The organism is Streptococcus sp. 27098_8_91 (assembly GCF_041432385.1).
GTDB lineage: Bacteria > Bacillota > Bacilli > Lactobacillales > Streptococcaceae > Streptococcus.
Map to the genome: position 1 here is coordinate 17,452 of NZ_JAPVZN010000012.1, position 23,303 is coordinate 40,754.

The 23,303-nt window shown below is 40.1% G+C and carries 21 protein-coding genes and 1 tRNA gene; 19 read left to right on the plus strand and 3 right to left on the minus strand.

The features are described from left to right. Positions 1-73: 73 nt before the first annotated feature. Positions 74-868, plus strand: a complete 795-nt coding sequence (gene pflA / locus O3611_RS09020; protein WP_001287990.1) for a pyruvate formate-lyase-activating protein — start codon at positions 74-76, stop codon at positions 866-868. 83 nt (positions 869-951) lie between these two features. On the opposite strand, the gene yidC is transcribed toward pflA, so the two are convergent. Together yidC and O3611_RS09030 are read right to left on the minus strand one after the other, a co-directional pair. After that, the gene (yidC, locus tag O3611_RS09025; protein ID WP_371608424.1) at positions 952-1,878 is read right to left on the minus strand and encodes a membrane protein insertase YidC; all 927 of its coding nucleotides are present in this window, start codon (positions 1,876-1,878) and stop codon (positions 952-954) included. Positions 1,879-1,955: 77 nt separating this feature from the next. Further along, entirely contained in the window at positions 1,956-2,234 is a 279-nt protein-coding gene (locus O3611_RS09030) for an acylphosphatase (RefSeq protein WP_001174500.1), read from the minus strand. Between the two features lie 33 nt (positions 2,235-2,267). Between O3611_RS09030 and O3611_RS09035 the strand changes: the two genes are divergently transcribed. The 11 genes from O3611_RS09035 (at position 2,268) to O3611_RS09085 (ending at position 11,325) form a co-directional block, all read left to right on the plus strand. Continuing rightward, on the plus strand, positions 2,268-3,008 hold the full coding sequence (locus O3611_RS09035; protein WP_371608425.1) for a TrmH family RNA methyltransferase: 741 nt from the start codon (positions 2,268-2,270) through the stop codon (positions 3,006-3,008). A gap of 54 nt (positions 3,009-3,062) precedes the next feature. After that, positions 3,063-3,746, plus strand: coding sequence for a Bax inhibitor-1 family protein (locus O3611_RS09040; RefSeq protein ID WP_371608426.1), 684 nt, complete (start codon positions 3,063-3,065; stop codon positions 3,744-3,746). Between the two features lie 95 nt (positions 3,747-3,841). Beyond that, on the plus strand, positions 3,842-4,834 hold the full coding sequence (gene asnA, locus O3611_RS09045; RefSeq protein ID WP_371608427.1) for an aspartate--ammonia ligase: 993 nt from the start codon (positions 3,842-3,844) through the stop codon (positions 4,832-4,834). A gap of 60 nt (positions 4,835-4,894) precedes the next feature. Further along, positions 4,895-5,434, plus strand: coding sequence for a 16S rRNA (guanine(966)-N(2))-methyltransferase RsmD (gene rsmD / locus O3611_RS09050; protein WP_371608428.1), 540 nt, complete (start codon positions 4,895-4,897; stop codon positions 5,432-5,434). Then, positions 5,424-5,912: a pantetheine-phosphate adenylyltransferase gene (gene coaD / locus O3611_RS09055; protein ID WP_371608429.1), complete on the plus strand. Its 489-nt coding sequence runs from the start codon at positions 5,424-5,426 to the stop codon at positions 5,910-5,912. The genes rsmD and coaD overlap by 11 nt, the downstream gene beginning before the upstream one ends. Then, a complete protein-coding gene (locus O3611_RS09060) occupies positions 5,896-6,933 on the plus strand; it encodes a SepM family pheromone-processing serine protease (protein WP_371608430.1) in 1,038 nt (345 codons plus the stop codon). The genes coaD and O3611_RS09060 overlap by 17 nt, the downstream gene beginning before the upstream one ends. A 56-nt stretch (positions 6,934-6,989) precedes the next feature. Then, the gene (locus O3611_RS09065; protein ID WP_248035165.1) at positions 6,990-7,220 is read left to right on the plus strand and encodes a DUF1146 family protein; all 231 of its coding nucleotides are present in this window, start codon (positions 6,990-6,992) and stop codon (positions 7,218-7,220) included. A gap of 25 nt (positions 7,221-7,245) precedes the next feature. After that, positions 7,246-8,532 carry a UDP-N-acetylglucosamine 1-carboxyvinyltransferase gene (gene murA, locus O3611_RS09070; protein ID WP_248035163.1) on the plus strand — a complete coding sequence of 429 codons (1,287 nt, stop codon included), beginning with the start codon at positions 7,246-7,248 and terminating at the stop codon, positions 8,530-8,532. Then, entirely contained in the window at positions 8,525-8,713 is a 189-nt protein-coding gene (locus O3611_RS09075; RefSeq protein WP_282434683.1) for a DNA-directed RNA polymerase subunit beta, read from the plus strand. The genes murA and O3611_RS09075 overlap by 8 nt, the downstream gene beginning before the upstream one ends. Positions 8,714-8,910: 197 nt before the next feature. Then, entirely contained in the window at positions 8,911-9,741 is an 831-nt protein-coding gene (locus O3611_RS09080) for a DNA/RNA non-specific endonuclease (RefSeq protein WP_248035159.1), read from the plus strand. A gap of 252 nt (positions 9,742-9,993) precedes the next feature. Continuing rightward, positions 9,994-11,325, plus strand: a complete 1,332-nt coding sequence (locus O3611_RS09085) for a hemolysin family protein (RefSeq protein ID WP_248035156.1) — start codon at positions 9,994-9,996, stop codon at positions 11,323-11,325. An 86-nt stretch (positions 11,326-11,411) separates the two neighbouring features. Here O3611_RS09085 and O3611_RS09090 read toward each other — a convergent pair. After that, positions 11,412-11,482 (minus strand) — tRNA-Cys (locus O3611_RS09090). Positions 11,483-11,660: 178 nt separating this feature from the next. Here O3611_RS09090 and O3611_RS09095 point away from each other — a divergent pair. The 7 genes from O3611_RS09095 to O3611_RS09125 form a co-directional block, all read left to right on the plus strand. Further along, complete coding sequence (locus O3611_RS09095) at positions 11,661-13,640, plus strand: peptide ABC transporter substrate-binding protein (protein ID WP_371608431.1); 1,980 nt, start codon at positions 11,661-11,663, stop codon at positions 13,638-13,640. Between the two features lie 65 nt (positions 13,641-13,705). Then, positions 13,706-15,202: an ABC transporter permease gene (locus O3611_RS09100; RefSeq protein WP_000761009.1), complete on the plus strand. Its 1,497-nt coding sequence runs from the start codon at positions 13,706-13,708 to the stop codon at positions 15,200-15,202. Continuing rightward, the gene (gene oppC / locus O3611_RS09105) at positions 15,202-16,128 is read left to right on the plus strand and encodes an oligopeptide ABC transporter permease OppC (RefSeq protein ID WP_000104373.1); all 927 of its coding nucleotides are present in this window, start codon (positions 15,202-15,204) and stop codon (positions 16,126-16,128) included. Before O3611_RS09100 ends, oppC begins: the two co-directional genes overlap by 1 nt. Before the next feature lie 8 nt (positions 16,129-16,136). Next, positions 16,137-17,204 (plus strand): ABC transporter ATP-binding protein, encoded by a 1,068-nt coding sequence (locus O3611_RS09110; RefSeq protein ID WP_153225120.1) that lies wholly within the window; start codon positions 16,137-16,139, stop codon positions 17,202-17,204. Positions 17,205-17,214: 10 nt separating this feature from the next. Then, the gene (locus O3611_RS09115; RefSeq protein ID WP_001291283.1) at positions 17,215-18,141 is read left to right on the plus strand and encodes an ATP-binding cassette domain-containing protein; all 927 of its coding nucleotides are present in this window, start codon (positions 17,215-17,217) and stop codon (positions 18,139-18,141) included. 437 nt (positions 18,142-18,578) lie between these two features. Then, positions 18,579-19,562, plus strand: coding sequence for an acetylxylan esterase (locus O3611_RS09120; protein ID WP_371608432.1), 984 nt, complete (start codon positions 18,579-18,581; stop codon positions 19,560-19,562). Between the two features lie 368 nt (positions 19,563-19,930). Then, a partial coding sequence (locus O3611_RS09125) for an SIALI-17 repeat-containing surface protein (RefSeq protein WP_371608433.1) occupies positions 19,931-23,303 on the plus strand: 3,373 nt, incomplete at its 3' end.

A 23,303-nucleotide genomic window follows, 5' to 3' on the forward strand; every position in this document is an offset into this window, starting at 1 on the left:
GCAAAATCTGTGGTTTTTCTTTTCAGTCATGGTATAATAAAGACTATAAAACGTTTTCAAGGAAGGTAACGATATGTCTGAGGAAATAATTGACTATGGACAAGTGACAGGAATGGTGCATTCGACAGAGAGTTTTGGGGCGGTAGATGGCCCTGGAATTCGTTTTATTGTCTTTTTGCAAGGCTGTCAGATGCGTTGCCAATACTGCCATAACCCTGATACTTGGGCTATGGAAACTAATAAATCTCGTGTACGAACAGTAGATGATGTCTTGGAAGAAGCACTTCGCTATCGTGGTTTCTGGGGAGACAAGGGAGGTATCACAGTCAGCGGAGGAGAAGCCCTCTTGCAGATTGATTTCTTGATTGCTCTCTTTACCAAGGCAAAAGAAAAGGGTATCCACTGTACCTTGGATACTTGTGCCCTTCCATTCCGTAACAAACCACGCTATCTAGAAAAATTCAACAAGTTAATGGCCGTGACAGACTTGGTACTCCTTGATATCAAGGAGATTAACGAAGCACAACACAAGATTGTGACCAGTCAAACCAATAAAAATATTCTGGCTTGTGCTCAGTACTTGTCAGAAATCGGTAAACCTGTTTGGATTCGTCACGTTCTTGTACCTGGATTGACAGACCGCGATGAAGATTTGATTGAACTTGGTAAGTTTGTAAAAACTCTCAAAAATGTTGATAAGTTTGAAATCTTGCCTTATCACACTATGGGTGAGTTCAAATGGCGTGAGCTTGGGATTCCGTATTCACTTGAAGGAGTTAAACCTCCAACAGCAGATCGTGTTAAGAATGCTAAGGAATTGATGGATACAGAAAGCTATCAAGATTACATGAAACGTGTACATGGATAAAATGAAAGAAGAGGTCGAGATTTTTTCTCGGCCTCTTTTTGACTATAGAAAAGGCTCAGCATTTAAGCTAAGCCTTTTATTTTTTATCTAGAATGTTGTTTTCCAGCATTGCGTTTTTTGTTTTTCTTCTTGTTAGAAGTTGTGATAGCTGTTGCTGGTTCAGGGGTTACATCTTTACGAGTAGCTGCAGTTTTACTTGCTTTTGGTGGATTCTTGGCATATTCTTCACGTACTTTTTTACGAAGTTTTGGACGAACCATGTAGTTGATGATGAATTGTTGGAGAATCATCATGAAACCACCGACAACCCAATAAAGTGTGACACTGGCTGGCGAGAAGATTGAAAACATGACAATCATGAGAGGACTCATATAGAGCATCTTCTTGATTTGTTCTCTTTGAGTCTCATCTTCAACTCCATGTAGAGAAAGGAGTGATTGGAGATAATAGAGCACACCTGCGAAGGCTACGAGAAGCCAACTTGGAGAACCAAGTGCAATTCCTAAGAAGCTAGCTTCAGAAACGCCTTCTGTATGTTGAGCAGCAAAGTAGATAGCTGAGAAGAAAGGCATTTGAAGGAGGATAGGGAAACATCCTACGCCACCAAACATACTGATGCCGTGCTCTTTTTGAGCGGCAAAGAGAGCTTGTTGGGCTTCGAGTTTTTCTTCTTGTGTTTCTGCTTCCTTGAGACGAGTTTGGTGTGGTTCAAGGACATGTTTGAGGGCATTCATCTTTTCAGAGTGAAGTGTTGCCTTCCATGATTGGTAGATACCAAGTGGGAGAATAATTAAGCGGACAATGATAGTCACGATGATAATTCCGACACCGAAGCCGAGTCCCATATCATTGGCGAAGTATTTGATGGCTTCCCCCATTGGTGCTCCGATGGTATTCCAAATAAATCCTGTTGGTTGTCCTGTTGTTTTATCAACCTGAACACAGCCTGTTAAGACTAATAGCATAGCCACTCCCATGATAGAGAGGGCGATTCTTTTAATTAATTTCACTGTTTTTATTCCTTCTTTAAAAATTATACCTTTCTATTCTACTGTTTTTTTGGAAAATATACAATAGTTCTCTGGACCTAATTTGCGACTTTGAAATCCGAATAGGATGGGAAGTTACTCATTTGCACATCTAGGTAGGTTACTTTAGAGAAAGGTGTAGGGCCTTTTCGAATTTCTTGGATAAACTTGGCCATGATGGCTGAAGACTCAGCCTGGGCCAGAATCTCAACGGTTCCGTCATCGTTATTCCAGACACGACCCGTAATGCCACCTAGTTCTAGAGCCAGACTATAGACACCCCAGCGGAAGCCCACTCCCTGGACGCGACCTTGAGCGATCATTTTAACCTTTTGCATACCAAACCTCCTTGATTGTGTTATAATATTTCTATGACTATTATAACCTCTAAAGCCAATTCTGTGGTGAAAAATGCCAAAAAATTACATCAAAAAAAATATCGGAAAACCTCTTACTTGATTGAGGGCTGGCATCTGTTTGAAGAAGCTATTCAGGCTGGTGCAAAGATTGAGAAAATATTTGCCCTTGCAGAGTATGGCGAAAAATTAAGTGACTATCCTCAGACTGTCTTTGTTACTGAAGAAATCTTGCTTGATTTAGCAGATTCGCAAACTCCTCAGGGTATCGTTGCCATTGTCCAAAAGGAAGAGGAGCAGTTGCCGGATTTTACTTCTGGAAAATATCTTTTCTTGGAAGACGTGCAGGATCCTGGAAATGTTGGCACAATGATCCGAACGGCAGATGCAGCAGGTTTTTCTGGAGTCATCGTTTCAAGCAAGTCAGCAGATATCTATAGCCTCAAAACGCTTCGCTCCATGCAAGGCAGTCATTTCCATTTGCCGATTTATCGTATGTCTGTCGAAGGGTTTGTGGAACAAGCTAAAAAGAGCGATTTACCGATTCTGGCAACTACCTTGTCTCAAAATTCTAAAGATTATCGTGAACTGGCTTGCCTAGAGGATTTTGCCTTAGTCATGGGAAATGAGGGTCAAGGTATTAGTCCATTCATAGCAGACCAGGCGGACCAACTGGTTCATATCAGCATGAAGGGCCGGGCGGAAAGTCTCAATGTTGCCATTGCAGCGGGTATACTCATGTTTTATTTGAGTTAAATCATTTTATTTTTGTTATAATCAGTAAAAAGATTTCATAAGGAGAAAAAAGATATGAATCAAACAATTATTCAAGAACGTTCTGGTTTGAATCAATTCTATGCAAAAGTCTATGCTTTTGTAGGTTTGGGAATTGGCTTATCAGCCCTTGTCTCAGGACTCATGTTGACAACTTTCCAGGATTTGCTCGTTCAAATTATGATGAATGCTCGTGTATGGCTAATAGTTGCGGGCTTTGTAGAAGTTGCTCTGGTCTATGTAGCGAGTAGTATGGCTTTAAAAAACAGTCCAGCAGCCTTGCCAATTTTCTTGCTTTATTCCGTTTTAAACGGTTTTACACTGAGTTTCGTTGTCTCGCTCTATACCCCAGGTACTGTTTTGACAGCCTTTGTATCTAGTGCAGCTCTCTTCTTTGTGATGGCTCTTATCGGAGTTGTGATTAAGAAGGATTTGAGCGGAATGGGACGTGCCTTGTTGGCAGCTTTAGTGGGCCTCATACTAGCTATGATTGTCAATATCTTTTTAAACAGTAGCCTTTTTGACTATATCATCAGCATTATCATGGTTTTCGTTTTTGCAGGCTTGATTGCTTGGGATAACCAAAAGATTCGCTATGTTTATGAAGAATCAAATGGTCAAGTCGCAACAGGTTGGGCAATTTCTTTGGCGCTCAGTCTTTACTTGGATTTTATCAACGTATTCCTTAGCTTGCTCCGTATTTTCGGTAGTGACGATTGATTTTTTAGAGCTCCGTGGAGCTCTTTTTTTAATTTTTACTTTCATTTTTACTGGCAAAAGGGTATAATCATCTTATTATTCAAAAGGAGAGATGTATGAAGAAAAGTTTTATCCATCAACAGGAAGAAATTTCCTTTGTAAAAAACACCTTTACCCAGTATTTAAAAGATAAGTTAGAAGTGGTTGAGGTACAAGGTCCTATCTTGAGTAAGGTTGGGGATGGGATGCAGGACAATTTATCAGGTGTGGAGAATGCCGTGGAAGTTAAGGTTTTGCAAATTCCAGACGAAACCTATGAAGTGGTGCATTCCCTTGCTAAGTGGAAACGCCATACCTTGGCCCGTTTTGGTTTTGGCGAGGGTGAAGGCCTCTTTGTTCACATGAAGGCCCTTCGTCCAGACGAAGATTCGCTAGATGCAACTCACTCAGTCTATGTGGACCAGTGGGACTGGGAAAAAGTTATTCCAAACGGACAGCGCAATCTTGCCTATCTCAAAGAAACGGTAGAAAAGATTTATAAGGCTATTCGTTTGACAGAGTTAGCAGTGGAAGCACGCTACGATATTGAGTCAATTTTGCCTAAGCAAATTACCTTTATCCATACAGAAGAATTGGTAGAACGCTACCCAGACTTGACACCAAAAGAACGTGAGAATGCCATTTGTAAGGAATTTGGAGCGGTCTTCTTGATCGGTATCGGTGGAGAGCTATCAGACGGAAAACCTCATGACGGTCGTGCACCAGACTACGATGACTGGACAACAGAATCTGAAAATGGCTATAAGGGTCTGAATGGGGATATTCTAGTTTGGAATGAGAATCTTGGTGCAGCCTTTGAGCTTTCTTCAATGGGAATTCGTGTCGATGAAGACACTCTTCGCCGTCAGGTAGCTATCACAGGAGACGAAGACCGTTTAACTTTAGAATGGCATAAGGCTCTCCTAAATGGCCTATTTCCTCTTACAATCGGTGGAGGGATCGGTCAGTCTCGTATGGCTATGTTCCTGCTTCGTAAAAAGCATATCGGAGAAGTTCAAACCAGTGTTTGGCCTCAAGAAGTGAGAGATACTTACGAAAATATTCTTTAATCAATCGAGCCGTAAGGTTCGATTTTCTTTTTTTGATAAGAATTTGGTATAATATACGGTATGAAAATCGTATCAGGAATCTACGGAGGGCGTCCATTAAAGACGCTAGACGGGAAAACAACTAGACCGACATCAGATAAGGTTAGGGGCGCTATTTTTAATATGATTGGTCCCTACTTTGAAGGTGGACGTGTGTTAGACCTTTATGCTGGTAGTGGCGGTTTATCCATCGAGGCTGTCTCAAGGGGAATGTCCAGTGCAGTACTGGTTGAGAAAGATCGCAGGGCCCAGAGTATTGTCGCAGAAAATATTCGGATGACTAAGGAAACCTCTAAATTTCAATTATTGAAAATGGAATCCAGTCGTGCTTTGGAGCAGGTGGATGGAGTCTTTGATCTTATTTTCTTGGACCCTCCCTATGCAAAAGAACAAATCGTGTCAGATATTGAAAAAATGGCAGAGAGAAATCTTTTTTCAGAAGATGTCATGGTGGTTTGTGAGACGGATAAAACAGTAGAACTTCCAGAAGAAATTGCTTGTTTGGGTATCTGGAAGGAAAAAATATATGGAATTAGTAAGGTGACGGTTTATGTCAGATAAGATTGGGCTATTTACAGGTTCCTTTGATCCGATGACTAATGGACATTTGGATCTCATCGAGCGTGCAAGTAAGCTCTTTGATAAATTGTATGTCGGGATTTTTTATAATCCACACAAAACGGGATTTTTACCGATAGAGAGTCGAAAGAAGACTGTTGAAAAAGCAGTGGGACATCTCAAAAATGTGGAAGTGATGGCTTCTCACGATGAATTGGTAGTTGACGTTGCTAGAAAACTTGGTGTTCAGGTCTTGGTGCGAGGATTACGCAATGCTACAGACCTCCAGTATGAAGCCAGTTTTGACTATTACAATCACCAGCTGGCAAGTGAACTAGAGACGATCTATCTCCATAGTCGTTTAGAGCATATACACATTAGCTCTTCAGCTGTCAGAGAACTATTAAAATTTGGTCAAGATATCAGTGGATATGTGCCAAATACTGTCTTGGAGGAATTAGAAAATGAAGAAAAAGACTAGATGGCCCTTATATCTTATTATTGGGCTTATTATCACATTTATAGCTTTTACAGTGCCCCTGCCTTATTACATTGAGGTTCCAGGGACTTCAGAGGATATTCGTAAGGTATTGCAGGTAAATAATCAGCCTGATCAAGAGGAAGGTTCTTATCAATTTGTGACGGTTGGAGTTAAACATGCTAGAGTGGTTGACTTGTTTTATGCTTGGCTAACCCCTTTCACGGATATACATAGTGCTAAAGAGATGACAGGTGGTTCGTCCGATGCAGAGTTTATGCGAATCAACCAGTTTTACATGGAAACTTCGCAAAATATGGCCAAATATCAAGGTCTGAAAACGGCGGGTAAGGAAATCGAGCTCAAATATCTAGGTGTCTATGTGTTGACTGTGACAGATAACTCGACTTTCAAGGGAGTTCTCAATATTGCTGACACCGTAACAGCGGTTAATGACAAGACTTTTGAGAGTTCTAAGGATTTAGTTGAGTATGTCAATTCTCAAACCCTGGGAGATAAGGTTAAGGTTACTTATGAGGAGGATGGGAAAGTTAAGACTGCCGAAGGAAAGATCATTACTCTGGAAAATGGGAAAAATGGTATCGGAATCGGCTTGATTGACCGTACTGAAGTATCTAGTGATATTCCAATCAAGTTTTCAACGGCTGGCATTGGTGGTCCTAGTGCTGGGATGATGTTTAGTCTATCCATCTATACGCAAATTGCAGATCCCACTCTTCGAAATGGACGCATCATTGCTGGTACAGGAAGTATCGACAGAGATGGGAATGTTGGTGATATTGGTGGAATTGATAAAAAGGTTGTGGCCGCAGCTAAGAAAGGAGCAACTGTATTCTTTGCTCCTAACAATCCAGTAACTGAAGAAACTAAAAAAGCAAATCCAAATGCTAAGAGTAATTATGACACAGCTCTAGAAGCAGCTCAAATGATTAAAACAGACATGAAAATCGTTCCAGTCAAAACGCTTCAAGATGCGATTGACTATTTGAAAAACAATCCCTAAACAGTAGGCAAATCCCTAAACTAGCGTAGAAAAAAAGAAGATGGTATAATAGGCAAATGATTCAATTGTTTTTTACCCTTAGTAGTCATATGTTTTTTATCTATCTAGTCTTTCAACTTTTGAAAGACCTGGTTAAATGGGATCGGATTTTGAAGGTGACCAAGGACAATGCGGGGAAGATTCGACTCTTGGTAGTATTGTGTAGTATCGGTTTAGGATATCTAATTAGTTCCTTTTTCCTAAATCTCTACCAACTCTGGCAAGAAGCAATTAGAGCGCTATTCTAAAATTGTAAGTAAAGGAAAATATTTTATGGAAAAAATTGTAGTTCGAGGTGGCGATAATCGCTTGGTTGGAAGTGTCACCATCGAGGGCGCAAAAAATGCAGTTTTGCCTCTGCTAGCGGCAACTATTTTAGCAAGTGAAGGAAAAACTGTTTTAAAAAATGTTCCAATCTTATCAGATGTCTTTACCATGAATCAAGTGGTTCGTGGATTGCATGCTCAAGTTGACTTTGATCAGGATGCCCATATTGTCGAAGTTGATGCGACTGGAGATATCACAGAAGAAGCTCCCTATAAGTATGTCAGCAAGATGCGTGCTTCTATTGTAGTATTGGGGCCAATCTTGGCTCGTGTGGGACATGCTAAAGTTTCGATGCCAGGTGGCTGTACTATCGGTAGTCGTCCGATAGACCTTCACCTAAAAGGACTCGAAGCAATGGGGGCTGAGATTACTCAGACGGCAGGTTATATTGAAGCTAAGGCGGAACGCTTGCACGGTGCACATATCTACATGGACTTTCCAAGTGTAGGTGCTACTCAAAACTTGATGATGGCAGCAACTCTTGCCAACGGCGTAACTGTCATTGAAAATGCTGCGCGTGAACCTGAGATTGTCGACTTGGCTGTTCTCCTAAATAAAATGGGTGCCAAAGTCAAGGGGGCAGGAACAGAAACTATTACCGTTACTGGTGTTGAGCAACTACACGGTGCAACCCACAATGTTGTGCAAGACCGTATTGAAGCAGGGACCTTCATGGTAGCAGCTGCCATTACAGGTGGAGATGTCTTGATTCTGGATGCTATCTGGGAACACAATCGCCCCTTGATTGCTAAATTACAGGAAATGGGTGTTGAAGTCATTGATGAGGACGAAGGAATTCGTATTCGTTCTCAACGTGGAAAATTAAAGGCTGTTCACGTTAAGACACTTCCACATCCAGGATTTCCGACAGATATGCAAGCGCAGTTCACTGCTCTAATGACCGTTGCTCAAGGTGAGTCAACTATGGTAGAAACTGTATTTGAGAATCGTTTTCAACATTTAGAGGAAATGCGTCGTATGGGTTTGCACTCTGAAATCATCCGTGATACAGCCCGTATTATCGGCGGACAGCGACTCCAAGGTGCAGAAGTTCTATCGACAGACTTACGTGCCAGTGCAGCCTTGATTTTGACAGGCTTGGTAGCTGAAGGCGAAACAGTTGTAGGAAAGCTTGTCCATTTAGATAGAGGTTACTACCGTTTTCATGAAAAATTAGCCCAGTTAGGAGCTAAGATTGAACGGGTAAGTGTGGAAGCTGATGAAGATGAATAAACAATCCAAATATGTCTTACGTCGCTTTATCCTAGTAATTGTAGTATTACTACTAGGAGTCTTAGCTCTTGCTATTGGTTTGATGATTGGCTATGGCATACTAGGAAAAGGGGAAGACCCTTGGGCTATTTTGGCGCCAGCAAAATGGCAAGAACTCATCACAAAATTTACAGGAAAATAGGCTGGGAGACCAGTCTTTTTCTAGGAAGTGAATGTAATACTCAATGAAAATAAAAGAGCAAACTAGGAAGCTAGCCGCAGGTTGCTCAAAACACCGTTTTGAGGTTGTGGATAGAACTGACGAAGTCAGTAACACATATACGGCAAGGTGAAGCTGACGTGGTTTGAAGAGATTTTTGAAGAGTATAAGGAGAAAATATGAATAAAAAAACTAGACAGACTCTAGTAGGTCTCTTGCTTTTTCTGCTCTTGTCAGCAGGAAGTTATTATATCAAGGAGATGCAAGCTTCCAACTCTGCCCCTCAGACGCAAGTAAAGCAGAAGTCGCAAGCATCGGATGCTCCAAGTCAAGAATTAGCTGAAAGTGTCCTGACAGATTCTATCAAAAAACAAATTAAGGGTTCTCTTGAATGGAATGGAGCGGGAGCCTTTATCGTCAATGGGAATAAGACTAATCTAGACGCAAAGGTTTCAGGTAAACCCTATGCCGATAACAAGACAAAAACTGTAGGTGGGGAGACGGTTCCAACTGTCGCTAACGCCCTCATGTCAAAAGCGACAAGACAGTACAAAGATCGTGAAGAGACTGGGAATGGTTCAACATCTTGGACGCCTGCGGGTTGGCATCAGGTTAAGAATCTAAAGGGAAGTTACAACCATGCGGTCGATAGAGGGCATTTGTTGGGCTATGCCTTAATCGGTGGGTTAGATGGCTTTGATGCTTCTACTAGCAATCCTAAAAACATTGCCGTACAGACAGCTTGGGCCAACCAAGCGCGTGCAGAAGATTCTACAGGCCAAAACTATTATGAAAGTCTGGTTCGAAAAGCTCTAGATCAAAACAAACGAGTGCGTTACCGCGTAACATTACTCTATGCTACTGAGCAAGATTTGGTGCCGTCAGCTTCTCATATTGAAGCCAAGTCCTCTGATGGGGAGTTGGAGTTTAATGTCGTTATTCCAAATGTCCAAAAGGGAATTCAGTTAGATTACCGAACAGGTGAGGTCACAGTCACAAAAAATAGCTAATTGATCAAGAGGTTGAGGAAAAATCCCAACCTCGTTTTTTATTAGTCATGAACTGTAGAAACGATTGCTTGTTTTTTGCTCTTCTGATTTTAAAGAGCCTTTTTGAAGATTCACAAGGCTTGAGCTAGGGTGTCAGGACTTGGATTGCAGCTCTCTATTCAGCGCCCCTTTATCATAGAAATTGAAAATTAATGTGTAAAAATTGGAAAATATGGTATAATGGTTTCAATTATACTTTTTAGGAGAAGGAAAATGGAAGACCCGAGCAGTCAGGATTTGTTACTGCAATTTGTTTTATTAGTTGTTTTGACCTTTTTAAATGCCTTTTTCTCTGCAACAGAAATGGCCATGGTTTCACTTAGTCGTTCACGTGTTGAGCAAAAAGCTGAAGAGGGAGATAAACGCTATATCCGTTTGCTAAAGGTGCTTGAAAACCCTAATCACTTTTTATCAACCATTCAAGTTGGTATCACCTTAATTACGATCTTGTCAGGGGCTAAACTAGCAGATTCACTTGGAGAGTTGATCGCCTCTTGGATGGGAAATAGCGAAACTGCCTATGCGGTAGCTAGCTTCTTATCATTAGCTTTCTTGACCTATATTTCTATTGTTTTTGGTGAGCTTTATCCTAAGCGAATTGCTCTAAATCTTAAGGATGCCTTGGCTATCCGAACAGTACCGTTTATTATTGGACTTGGTAAGATTGTGAGTCCCTTCGTTTGGATGCTCTCAGCATCAACTAATCTCTTGAGTCAATTGACACCGATGACATTTGACGATGCAGATGAAAAAATGACTCGTGATGAGATTGAGTACATGTTGTCTAAGAGTGAAGAAACCTTGGATGCTGATGAAATTGAAATGTTACAAGGGATTTTCTCGCTAGACGAGCTCATGGCACGTGAAGTCATGGTTCCCCGAACAGATGCCTTTATGGTAGATATTCAGGATGATACTCAAACCATTATCCAAAGTATCTTGAAACAGAACTTTTCTCGTATTCCTGTTTATGATGGAGACAAGGATAATGTCATTGGTTTGGTTCACACCAAGAGCCTCCTTAAAGAAGCCTTTGTCAGTGGGTTTGACAATATCGTCTGGAAGCGAATTTTGCAAGATCCACTCTTTGTACCTGAAACGATTTTTGTGGATGATTTATTAAAAGAGTTCAGAAACACTCAAAGACAGATGGCAATCCTTTTGGATGAGTATGGTGGTATGGCTGGTCTAGTTACACTAGAAGATCTCCTTGAGGAGATTGTCGGAGAGATTGACGACGAAACTGACCGTGCTGAGGTTTATGTTCACACTATTGGTGAGAATACCTACATTGTTCAAGGTACGATGAACTTGAACGACTTCAATAGTTATTTCGATGTTGAACTTGAAAGTGATGATGTAGATACAATCGCTGGTTATTATTTGACGGGTGTCGGGACTATTCCAACAACTGAAAAACTTAGCTATGAATTGGAAAGTACCAACAAACATATTACATTGACTAATGACAAAGTCAAAAATGGACGTGTAACCAAGCTTAAGGTTCAAATCCAAGCACTCGAATCAGAAGAAGAAACAGAATAAAACAAAAGCTTTATCAGAGTAGAACTGATAAAGCTTTTTTAGTAGTAAAAAAGAAAAGACTCCTGTAGGAGCCTTGGATAATATAGAGGCGGTAGACGGATTTGAACCGACGATCAAGCTTTTGCAGAGCCGTGCCTTACCACTTGGCTATACCGCCTTAACTTTTATTATTATACCTTTTAAATTAAATCTCGTCAATAGTTTCTTTTCTGAAAATGTAAGTTTTCCTGCTTGCAAAAGGTATGCGACAAAATATTCTGAAAATTCGTTTACTTTTTAAAAAAACTGTGGTATAATTTTCAATATCCACAATTTAAAACGAGGAGTTTATAAATATGAAAAAAAGTCGTATTTTTGCAGTAGCAGGCGTTGCGCTACTTGCAACAGGTGTTCTCGCGGCTTGCGGTTCTTCAAAAACATCAAATGCTGAAGCACCAAAGGCATATGGTTATGTATACACTGCTGATCCAGAAACATTGGACTATCTTATCTCTGGTAAACAAAGTACAAAAGTTGTCACTTCAAATGGTATTGATGGACTCTTTACAAATGATAAGTATGGTAACCTTACTCCTGCAGTCGCTGAAGACTGGTCAGTGTCTCAAGATGGATTGACATACACTTATAAGATTCGTAAAGGTGTAAAATGGCTCACATCTGATGGTGAAGAATACGCAGAAGTAACTGCAAATGACTTTGTTACAGGTTTGAAACACGCAGCTGATAAGAAATCAGAAGCATTGTATCTTGCTCAAGATTCTGTAAAAGGTTTGGCAGATTATGTGGCTGGAAAGTCAACTGACTTTTCAACTGTTGGTGTAAAAGCTGTTGATGATTACACTCTTCAGTACACATTGAACAAACCAGAGCCATACTGGAACTCTAAAATGTCTTACGCAATCTTTTGGCCTTTGAATGCAGAGTTTGAAAAATCAAAAGGCTCAGACTTTGGTAAGTCAACAGATCCAACATCATTGCTTTACAATGGTCCTTTCTTACTTAAAGGGTTGACTGCTAAGTCTTCTGTTGATTTTGTGAAGAATGAGCAATATTGGGATAAAGATAATGTTCACTTAGACACTGTGACACTTGCATTCTATGATGGTTCAGACCAAGAGTCACTTGAGCGTAACTTTACAAGTGGTGCATACAGCTACGCCCGTCTCTTCCCAACAAGTTCAAATTATTCTAAAATAGCAGAAACATATAAAGACAATATTTACTATACTCCACAAGGATCTGGTATTGCTGGTTTGGGAGTTAATATTGACCGTCAAAGCTATAAATATACATCAAAAACAACTGACGAAGAAAAGACTTCTACTAAGAAAGCACTTCTTAACAAAGACTTCCGTCAAGCTTTGAACTTTGCGTTTGATCGGACATCATACTCTGCTCAACTTAATGGTGAAGATGGGGCGAAGCTTGCTGTTCGTAACCTCTTTGTAAAACCAGACTTTGTTTCTGCAGGTGAGAAAACCTTTGGTGACTTGGTTACTGAGAAAGTTGTTTCTTATGGTGATGAATGGAAAGATGTAAACTTTGCAGATGGCCAAGATGGTCTTTACAATGCTGATAAAGCGAAAGCAGAATTTGCTAAAGCTAAGAAAACTTTGGAAGCAGATGGCGTGAAATTCCCAATCCACTTGGATATTCCTGTTGACCAAACTGCTAAGAGCTACATTGCTCGTATTCAGTCCTTTAAACAATCTGTTGAAAAAGTTCTTGGTGAAGAAAATGTAGTCATTGACATTCAACAAGTAACAAAAGATGAGTTGAATAATATTACGTATTATGCTGCAAACGCTTCGGCTGAAGACTGGGATCTTTCAGGTGCCGTTGGATGGAACCCAGACTATGTTGATCCATCAACTTACCTTGATATTCTAAAAACAGATAACAGTGAAACAACTAAGTCCTACATGGGCTATGATAATCCATCAAACCCAGCGGTTGCTCAAGTTGGTTTGAAAGATTATGATAAATTAGTTGATGATGCAGCTAGTGAAACAACCGATCTTAATAAACGTTATGAGAAATATGCAGCAGCTCAAGCTTGGTTGACAGATAGCTCACTATTCCTTCCAGCTATGTCATCTTCAGGAGCAGCTCCTGTTATCTCTCGTGTTGTTCCATTCTCAGCATCATATACTCAATCAGGTGATAAAGGTTCAGATGTTTACTTCAAATATCTTCAATTGCAAGCAAACACTGTAACAACCAAAGAGTACAAAGAAGCTCGTGAAAAATGGCTCAAAGAAAAAGCTGAATCAAATGAAAAAGCTCAAAAAGAGTTAGCGAGTCATGTGAAATAAATAATGCTCATCAGAACTTTCTCTCCTAAAGGAGAAGGTTCTTTTGGGATTTTAAAGGAAATAATATGAAAAAATATGTTTTTATGCGTATCTTGCGGTCGTTGGTTTCTATTTTCTTAGTAACGACCTTGATTTACACAATCATCTATACGATGGTTCCACGGAAGTTGATCTTCAAACAAGATACTAACTACAATAAAATTGCGACAACGGCTGATAAACGAGATAACTATGAAAATACTGTCTTTGAGCGTATGGGTTATATCGAATATTACGATACGAAAGAGTTGCAGGAAAAAGCTAGTAGCATTGACTCTTCTGTTACAGTAGATGCAAATGATACAAATAAAGCAATCTATGAAAAATATATCCAACAACTTGGAAATGGTTGGACTCTAGGTGAGTTTACAGAGAGTGGACAATTCTACGCTACACGTGAAATTCCTATTTTTGAGCGTGTGTTCAAATTCTATGCAAACTTGCTTGATATTGACCATACAAACAAGATCCAAGACCCTGAGAATCCTAACTTAGAGCGTTATTTGCGCTTTGAGAATGACCCTGCTATCGGTTGGTCTCTTGTGGGTTCAGGTACTAAACATAAATACCTCTTGTACTTCAATAGTCAGTTCCCATTTGTCCACCAAAACTTTGTCAACTTGAACCTAGGAGATTCTTATCCAACTTATGCCAATACTCCTGTTCTTCAAGTTATTACACAAGGACAAGGACAAACGAAGACTTCTGAAGTTCAATTCCCAACTGGTAAGAAAACATCATCAGTTAATATTTACTCAAGAACTTATAAATCTCCGAGTCAAGCTGATGCTCGTGAAGTAGCCAACTACGGTAAAGATGATCCATATACAGCTACTGAGAGCAACTATCAATACCCATCAATGATTGCAAGTTCTGCTATCACTGGTTTGATTGGTCTTGCGATTTCATATGCGATTGCAGTTCCTCTTGGTTCAGCAATGGCTCGTTTCAAGAATACTTGGATTGACAGCCTATCTACAGGTACTTTGACCTTCTTGATGGCCCTCCCAACGATTGCTCTAGTTTATATCATTCGTTTGATTGGTTCTTCTATCGGATTCCCAGACTCATTCCCAATCTTGGGTGCTGGCGATTGGCGATCTTATGTCCTTCCATCAGTCATTCTTGGTTTACTTGGAGCACCTGGTCTAGCTATCTGGATTCGTCGTTACATGATTGACTTACAATCTCAAGACTTTGTCCGTTTTGCTCGAGCTAAAGGTCTTTCTGAAAAAGAAATTTCTAACAAACACATCTTTAAAAACGCTATGGTACCACTCGTTTCTGGTATCCCAGGCTCAATTATTGGTGTTATTGGTGGAGCAACTCTTACTGAAACAGTCTTTGCCTTCCCAGGTATGGGTAAAATGTTGATTGACTCTGTAAAAGCATCAAACAACAATATGGTAGTTGGTCTGGTCTTCATCTTTACATGTGTTTCAATTTTCTCTTACTTGATTGGAGATATTTGGATGACTATTATTGACCCACGTATTAAATTGACAGAGAAAGGAGGCAAATAATGTCTACGATTAGTAATGATAAATTTCAATTTGTAAAACGAGATGATTTTGCCTCTGAAGCAATTGATGCTCCTGCCTACTCATATTGGGGTTCTGTCTTTAGACAGTTTTTGAAGAAAAAATCAACAATCATCATGCTTGGTATTTTGATTTCCATCGTATTGATGAGTTTCATCTATCCAATGTTTTCTGATTTTGACTTCAATGATGTAAGTAAGGTAAATGATTTTAGCGCTCGTTACATTAAGCCAAATGCTGAACATTGGTTTGGTACAGATAGTAATGGTAAATCTCTCTTTGACGGTGTCTGGTTTGGAGCACGTAACTCTATCTTGATTTCCGTAATTGCGACCTTTATAAACGTTGTTATCGGTGTTATTGTCGGCGGAATCTGGGGTATTTCAAAATCAGTTGACCGTATCATGATGGAAGTTTATAACGTTATCAATAACATCCCTTCACTTTTGATCGTTATTGTTTTGACTTACTCTATCGGTGCAGGTTTCTGGAACTTGATTTTTGCCATGAGTGTAACTACTTGGATTGGTATTGCTTATATGATTCGTATCCAAATCATGCGTTACCGTGATTTGGAGTACAACCTTGCTTCACGTACACTGGGAACACCAACCCATAAGATTGTTATTAAAAATATCATGCCTCAATTGGTTTCTGTTATTGTTACAACTACATCACAAATGCTTCCTGCATTTATCTCATATGAAGCCTTCCTGTCATTCTTTGGACTCGGCTTGCCAATCACAGTACCAAGTTTGGGACGTTTGATTTCGGATTATTCTCAGAACGTAACAACCAATGCTTACCTCTTCTGGATTCCATTGACAACTTTGGTCTTGGTATCCTTGTCACTGTTCGTAGTTGGTCAGAACCTAGCGGATGCTAGTGATCCACGTACACATAGATAGGAGTAGACATGATAAAAGGAAAAAATGTAATTTTGACTGCTCAAGATATTGTCGTGGAATTTGATGTTCGTGACAAGATTTTGACAGCTATTCGAGGTGTCTCCATCGATCTGATCGAGGGAGAGGTTCTCGCTTTAGTTGGAGAGTCAGGTTCAGGTAAATCAGTTTTGACAAAAACATTCACAGGAATGTTGGAAGGAAATGGTCGTATTGCACGAGGTAGTATTAATTACCGTGGCCAAGAATTGACCAGCCTTACATCTAATAAAGAATGGGAAAGTATTCGTGGTGCGAAGATTGCAACTATCTTCCAAGATCCGATGACCAGTCTAGACCCCATCAAGACAATCGGAAGTCAAATCACAGAAGTTATTGTTAAACACCAAGGCAAGACTGCGCAAGAAGCTAAAGAATTGGCTATCGACTATATGAATAAAGTTGGTATTCCAGATTCTGAGAAACGTTTTGACGAGTATCCTTTCCAATATTCTGGGGGAATGCGTCAACGTATCGTTATCGCGATTGCTCTTGCTTGTCGTCCAGACATTCTTATCTGTGATGAGCCGACAACAGCTCTTGACGTGACCATTCAGGCACAGATTATTGATTTGTTGAAGTCACTTCAACACGAATACCACTTTACAACAATCTTTATCACCCACGACCTAGGTGTCGTAGCAAGTATTGCTGATAAAGTAGCGGTTATGTATGCTGGTGAAATCGTTGAGTATGGTACTGTTGAAGAAATCTTCTACGACCCACGTCATCCATATACATGGAGCCTCTTGTCAAGCTTGCCTCAACTTGCGGATGACAAAGGTGAATTGTACTCAATCCCTGGAACACCTCCATCGCTTTATACTGAATTGAAGGGAGATGCTTTTGCTCTTCGTTCAGATTATGCTATGAAGATTGACTTCGAGGAAAAAGCACCTCAGTTTGCAGTATCTGATACTCATTGGGCTAAGACATGGTTGCTTCATGAACAAGCTCCAAAAGTTGAAAAACCAGCGGTGATTGCAGATTTACACGACAAGATTCGTGAAAAGATGGGCTTTACACATCTTGAGGACTAGGAGGAAGGAAATGTCTGAAAAATTAGTAGAAATTAAAGACTTAGAAATTTCCTTCGGTGAAGGAAGCAAAAAGTTTGTCGCTGTTAAAAATGCGAACTTCTTTATCAACAAAGGAGAAACTTTCTCACTTGTTGGAGAGTCTGGTAGTGGTAAGACAACAATTGGTCGTGCTATCATCGGTCTTAATGATACCAGCAAAGGTGATATCATCTTTGAAGGTCAAAAAATTAATGGTAAAAAATCACGTGAACAAGCTTCGGAATTAATTCGTCGTATCCAAATGATTTTCCAGGACCCTGCTGCAAGTTTGAATGAACGTGCAACGGTTGACTATATCATTTCTGAAGGTCTTTATAACCACCATTTATTTAAAGATGAAGAAGAAAGAAAAGAAAAAGTTCAAAATATCATTCGTGAAGTGGGACTTTTGGCTGAACACTTGACACGTTACCCACATGAGTTTTCAGGTGGACAACGTCAACGTATCGGGATTGCTCGTGCCTTGGTTATGCAACCTGACTTCGTTATTGCGGATGAGCCGATTTCAGCCTTGGACGTTTCAGTACGTGCCCAAGTTTTGAACTTGCTCAAGAAATTCCAAAAGGAATTAGGATTGACTTATCTCTTTATCGCCCACGATTTGTCAGTAGTTCGTTTCATCTCTGATCGTATCGCGGTAATTTATAAGGGTGTTATTGTTGAAGTGGCTGAAACTGAAGAATTGTTTAATAATCCAGTTCATCCATATACGCAAGCACTTCTATCAGCTGTTCCTATTCCAGACCCAATCTTGGAACGTAAAAAAGTTTTGAAAGTCTATGATCCAGATCAACATGACTATGAAACTGATAAGCCTTCTATGGTAGAAATTCGTCCAGGTCACTATGTTTGGGCAAACCAAGCAGAGTTGGAACGCTATAAAAAAGATTTGAAATAAGAAAGAGTTTTGTAATCTTGGTAGAATAATTCTATTAAGATTATGAAACTTTTTTATTTTTGTAAAAGAACATTAGTTTAAAGATAGACAACGATATACCCGAAAACATGCTAATACTCAATGAAAATCAAAGAGCAAACTAGGAAGCTAGCCGCAGGTTGCTCAAAGCACGGCTTTGAGGTTGTAGATAAAGCTGATGTAGTTTGGATTTGAGTATAAGACAAGTCTTCAATGACTCTTGGAGGAGAGACCAAAGAAGCTGTTATTCTTTGAAAGTGTATTGAATTTATACAGAATGGAATGGATAAAACTACTTTCAGATAAGCTTTTATGAATCTTCAAAATTAAAATCACTTTCTATTTAAAATATCAGTCTTGCATTGCCTTCCTTTATGTGCTAGAGTTATGGTAGCGGTTACAAAATTAAGGAGGGTTTTATGAGAAATCCAGCATTAGTAGAAGAAATGAAAACATACCAAGGAAGGGATGAAGTTCCTCATGATTTTGATGCTTTTTGGGATGGGGAGATTGATAAGGTTTCGGCTTTATCGGACTATCAATTAGAAGAACGAAACTTTCATATTCCCAATGTGAAGTGTTATGAGTTAAGCTTTAAAGGTACCCGTGATGGCCTTGTTTATGCGCGTATAGTCTTACCAAAATCAGAAAAGAAAGTACCTGTCATTTTCCACTTCCATGGCTATATGGGGCGTTGCTGGGATTGGACAGATATGCTAGCCTTTACAGTAGCTGGTTATGGTGTCGTATCGATGGATGTTCGTGGACAATCTGGATACTCACAAGATGGCTTGCGCTCACCACTCGGAAATACGGTTAAGGGCCAAATCATTCGTGGTGCAGTAGAAGGAAAAGAGCAACTCTTCTATAAGGATGTCTATCTAGATATTTATCAATTGATTGAAATTGTCGCTAGCTTCCCACAAGTGGATGAGGGGCAATTAGCAAGCTATGGAGCTTCTCAAGGAGGGGCACTAGCTCTAGTGGCTGCGGGGCTAAATCCACGTATCAAGCGTACAGTTGCTATCTATCCATTCTTGTCAGACTTTAGACGCGTATTGGAGATTGGAAATACCAGTGAAGCCTATGATGAGCTTTTCCGTTACTTTAAGTTCCATGATCCTTTCCACGAAACTGAGGAGCAAATTATGGAAACCTTAGCTTATATCGATGTAAAAAATCTTGCACATCGAATAAAAGGTGAGGTGAGAATGATAACAGGATTAGATGACGATGTCTGCTATCCAATCACCCAGTTTGCTATCTACAATCGTTTGACTTGTGAGAAGAGTTATCGCCTGATGCCTGAATATGCACACGAAGCTATGAACGTCCATGTCAATGATCAAGTATACAATTGGTTGTGTGGCAGTAAGATTCCCTTTACCTATCTTGGTCACTAAAAATTGAAAAAAAGCTCTGTAGTTTCGAATGAACTACAGGCTTTTCTTTATGTGACCCAGATAATGAGAAAGTAGTTTCAGGTAGTTTGAAACTTCTAAATATCTTTGAAAGTAGAATCTATTATAGATTATAAAGTCTAAAATTTAGAATATTTATTATATAATATGGTTAAAATAAAAAGTGAAAGGAGTATAGCTAGTTGCGAATCTTTTAACATAGAGTTTATAAAAGTGCAACAGCATTTCATTTACAAAGAATGGCAATTCCATTCAATAATACAGTTTCTTATTTGCAGCTAGTCTGAAAGGCTAAAAATTTTAAGCAAAAAAGAAAGCGCTTTATTTTTTAAAATAACGGAAGGGAAAACATGAATCAGAGAGATTTTGATAGAAAACAGAGGTACGGAATTCGAAAATTTGCAGTTGGAGCGGCATCAGTAGTCATTGGAGCAGTTGTTTTTGGTGCTTCACCGGCTTTTGCTCAAGAGGCGCCATCAACGAATGGTGAAACAGCGGGGCAATCTTTGCCAGAATTGTCTAAGGAAGTAGAGACAGGAAGTCTGACGAATCTCGATAAGGAGCTTGCAGACCAAGTAACCACAGTAAATAATAGTGGAACAGAAGTGAGCCGTGAAGAGTTGCAAGCAAACCCAGGGTCTGAAAAACCAACAGAAACAGAAGCATCAAACGAAACTCCAGCTACAGAGAGTGAAGACGAAGAAGAAGTTGGAAACATTCCGCGTGACTTTTATGCCAGAGAGTTGGAAAATGCCAATACTGTTATAGAGAAGGAAGATGTTGAAACCAATCCTTCAAACGGTCAAAGAGTTGACATGAAAGAGGAGCTCGACAAGCTTAAAAAACTTCAAAATGCGACCATTCATATGGAGTTTAAGCCAGATGCATCTGCTCCACGTTTTTATAACCTCTTCTCAGTTTCCAGTGATACTAAAGTAAATGAGTATTTCACTATGGCCATCCTTGATAACACAGCTATCGTTGAAGGTCGTGATGCAAATGGAAACCAATTCTATGGTGATTATAAAACTGCTCCTTTGAAGATTAAGCCAGGTGAGTGGAACTCAGTAACCTTTACAGTTGAAAGACCAAATGCAGACCAACCAAAAGGTCAAGTTCGCGTCTATGTAAATGGTGTCTTGTCGCGAACAAGTCCTCAGTCTGGTCGTTTCATCCAAGACATGCCAGATGTTAATCATGTACAAATCGGTACAACAAAACGTACAGGCAAAAACTTCTGGGGTGCTAATCTTAAAGTCCGTAATCTAACGGTTTATGATCGTACTCTTACTCCAGAAGAAGTTAAAAAACGTAGCCAACTTTTTGAAAGAGGAGAGTTGGAGAAGAAACTTCCTGAAGGAGCAGAAGTTACTGATAAACTGGATGTTTTTGAAGGTGGTGAGAACCGCAAGCCAAATAAAGATGGTATCGCAAGCTACCGTATTCCAGCCTTGCTGAAAACGGATAAAGGAACCTTGATTGCTGGTGCAGATGAGAGACGCTTGCATCACTCTGACTGGGGCGATATCGGTATGGTTGTTCGTCGTAGTGATGATAAGGGTAAAACATGGGGAGATAGAATTGTCATCTCAAATCCTCGTGATAATGAGAATGCCAGAAGAGCTCATGCGGGATCACCAGTCAATATTGACATGGCCCTAGTCCAAGATCCGAAAACTAAGCGAATCTTCTCTATTTTTGATATGTTCGTAGAAGGTGAAGCTGTCAGAGATTTACCAGGAAAAGCACCACAAGCCTATGAGCAAATTGGTGACAAGGTTTACCAAATCTTGTACAAACAAGGTGATGCAGGACGCTATACAATTCGTGAAAATGGTGAAGTTTTCGACCCTGAAAATAGAAAGACAGAATACCGTGTTGTAGTGGATCCTAAGAAGCCAGCATACAGTGATAAGGGTGACCTTTACAAAGGTGAAGAACTTATCGGTAATATCTACTTTGAGTATAGTGACAAGAATATCTTTAGGGTTTCAAATACCAACTATCTCTGGATGTCTTATAGTGATGACGATGGTAAAACTTGGTCTGCACCAAAAGATATAACATACGGCATTCGTAAGGATTGGATGCACTTCTTAGGTACTGGCCCTGGTACAGGTATTGCCTTGCATTCAGGGCCTCACAAAGGGCGTCTTGTTATCCCTGCCTACACGACAAATAACGTATCCTATCTAAGTGGTTCTCAGTCTTCACGTGTCATTTACTCAGATGACCATGGTGAAACTTGGAATGCAGGAGAAGCTGTTAATGACAACCGTCCAGTAGGTAACCAAACAATTCACTCTTCAACCATGAATAATCCAGGTGCTCAAAATACGGAGTCAACCGTAGTTCAGTTAAATAATGGAGATCTCAAACTCTTCATGCGTGGATTGACAGGTGATCTTCAAGTTGCTACAAGTAAAGATGGTGGAGCAACTTGGGAAAAAGATGTGAAGCGCTATGCAGATGTCAAAGATGTCTACGTTCAAATGTCTGCTATTCACACTGTGCAAAATGGTAAGGAATATATCATCCTCAGTAACGCAGGTGGACCAGGACGTTACAATGGTTTGGTACATTTGGCACAAGTAGAAGCTAACGGTGATTTGACTTGGCTCAAGCACAATCCAATTCAAAGTGGTAAATTTGCTTATAACTCCTTGCAAGATCTTGGAAATGGTGAATTTGGTTTGCTTTATGAGCATGCAGATAACAACCAAAACGAATATACCCTGTCTTATAAGAAATTCAATTGGGATTTCTTAAGTAAGGATAGAATTGCTCCAACAAAAGCAACTGTGAAAAATGCTGTGGAGATGAGCAAAAATGTCATTGCTTTAGAATTTGATTCTGAAGTATTGGTGAATCGGCCACCAGTTCTTAAACTGGAAAATGGTAATTTTGCAACATTCTTGACGCAATACGATACAAAAACATTGCTTTTCGCAGTTAACAAGGAAGATATTGGTCAAGAAATTACAGAAATCATTGATGGTGCAATTGAGAGCATGCATAATTTGCCTGTAAGTCTTGAAGGTGCAGGAGTCCCTGGTGGTAAAAATGGAGCAAAAGCAGAAATTCATGAAGTCCCAGAATTTACAGGTGCAGTCAATGGTGAAGGTACAGTTCATGAGGATCCAGCCTTTGATGGTGGCGTCAACGGTGAGGAAGCAGCCGTTCATGACGTGCCAGCCTTTGAAGGTGGTGTGAACGGCGAAGAAGCAGCTGTTCATGAAGTTCCAGAAATAGAGGTTGAAGAAAATCCACCAGGAACTATTCACGAAGTCCCAGAATTTGAAGGCGGTGTGAATGGTGCTGAAGCAGCAGTCAATGAAGTCTCAGACTTCGAGGGTGGTGTGAACAGCGAGGAAGCAGCCGTTCATGAAATTCCAGAAATAGAGGTTGAAGAAAATCCACCAGGAACTATTAACGAAGTTCCGGAATTTGCAGGTGGAGTCAATGGTGCCGAAGCAGCCGTTCATGATGTGCCAGCTTTTGAAGGTGGTGTGAACGGCGAAGAAGCCGCGGTCCATGAAGTTCCAGAATATATTCCAGTGGAAACTTCAAAAGGGGAAGCTGCGGTTCATGAAATTTCAGACTTCGAAGGCGGTGTGAATACAGTAGAAGCAGCTAAGTCAGACACTTCAGACTTCGAAGGCGGTGTCAATGGTGAGGAAGGAGCTAAGGCAGAAAGTCCAGAGTTCGAAGGCGGTGTGAATG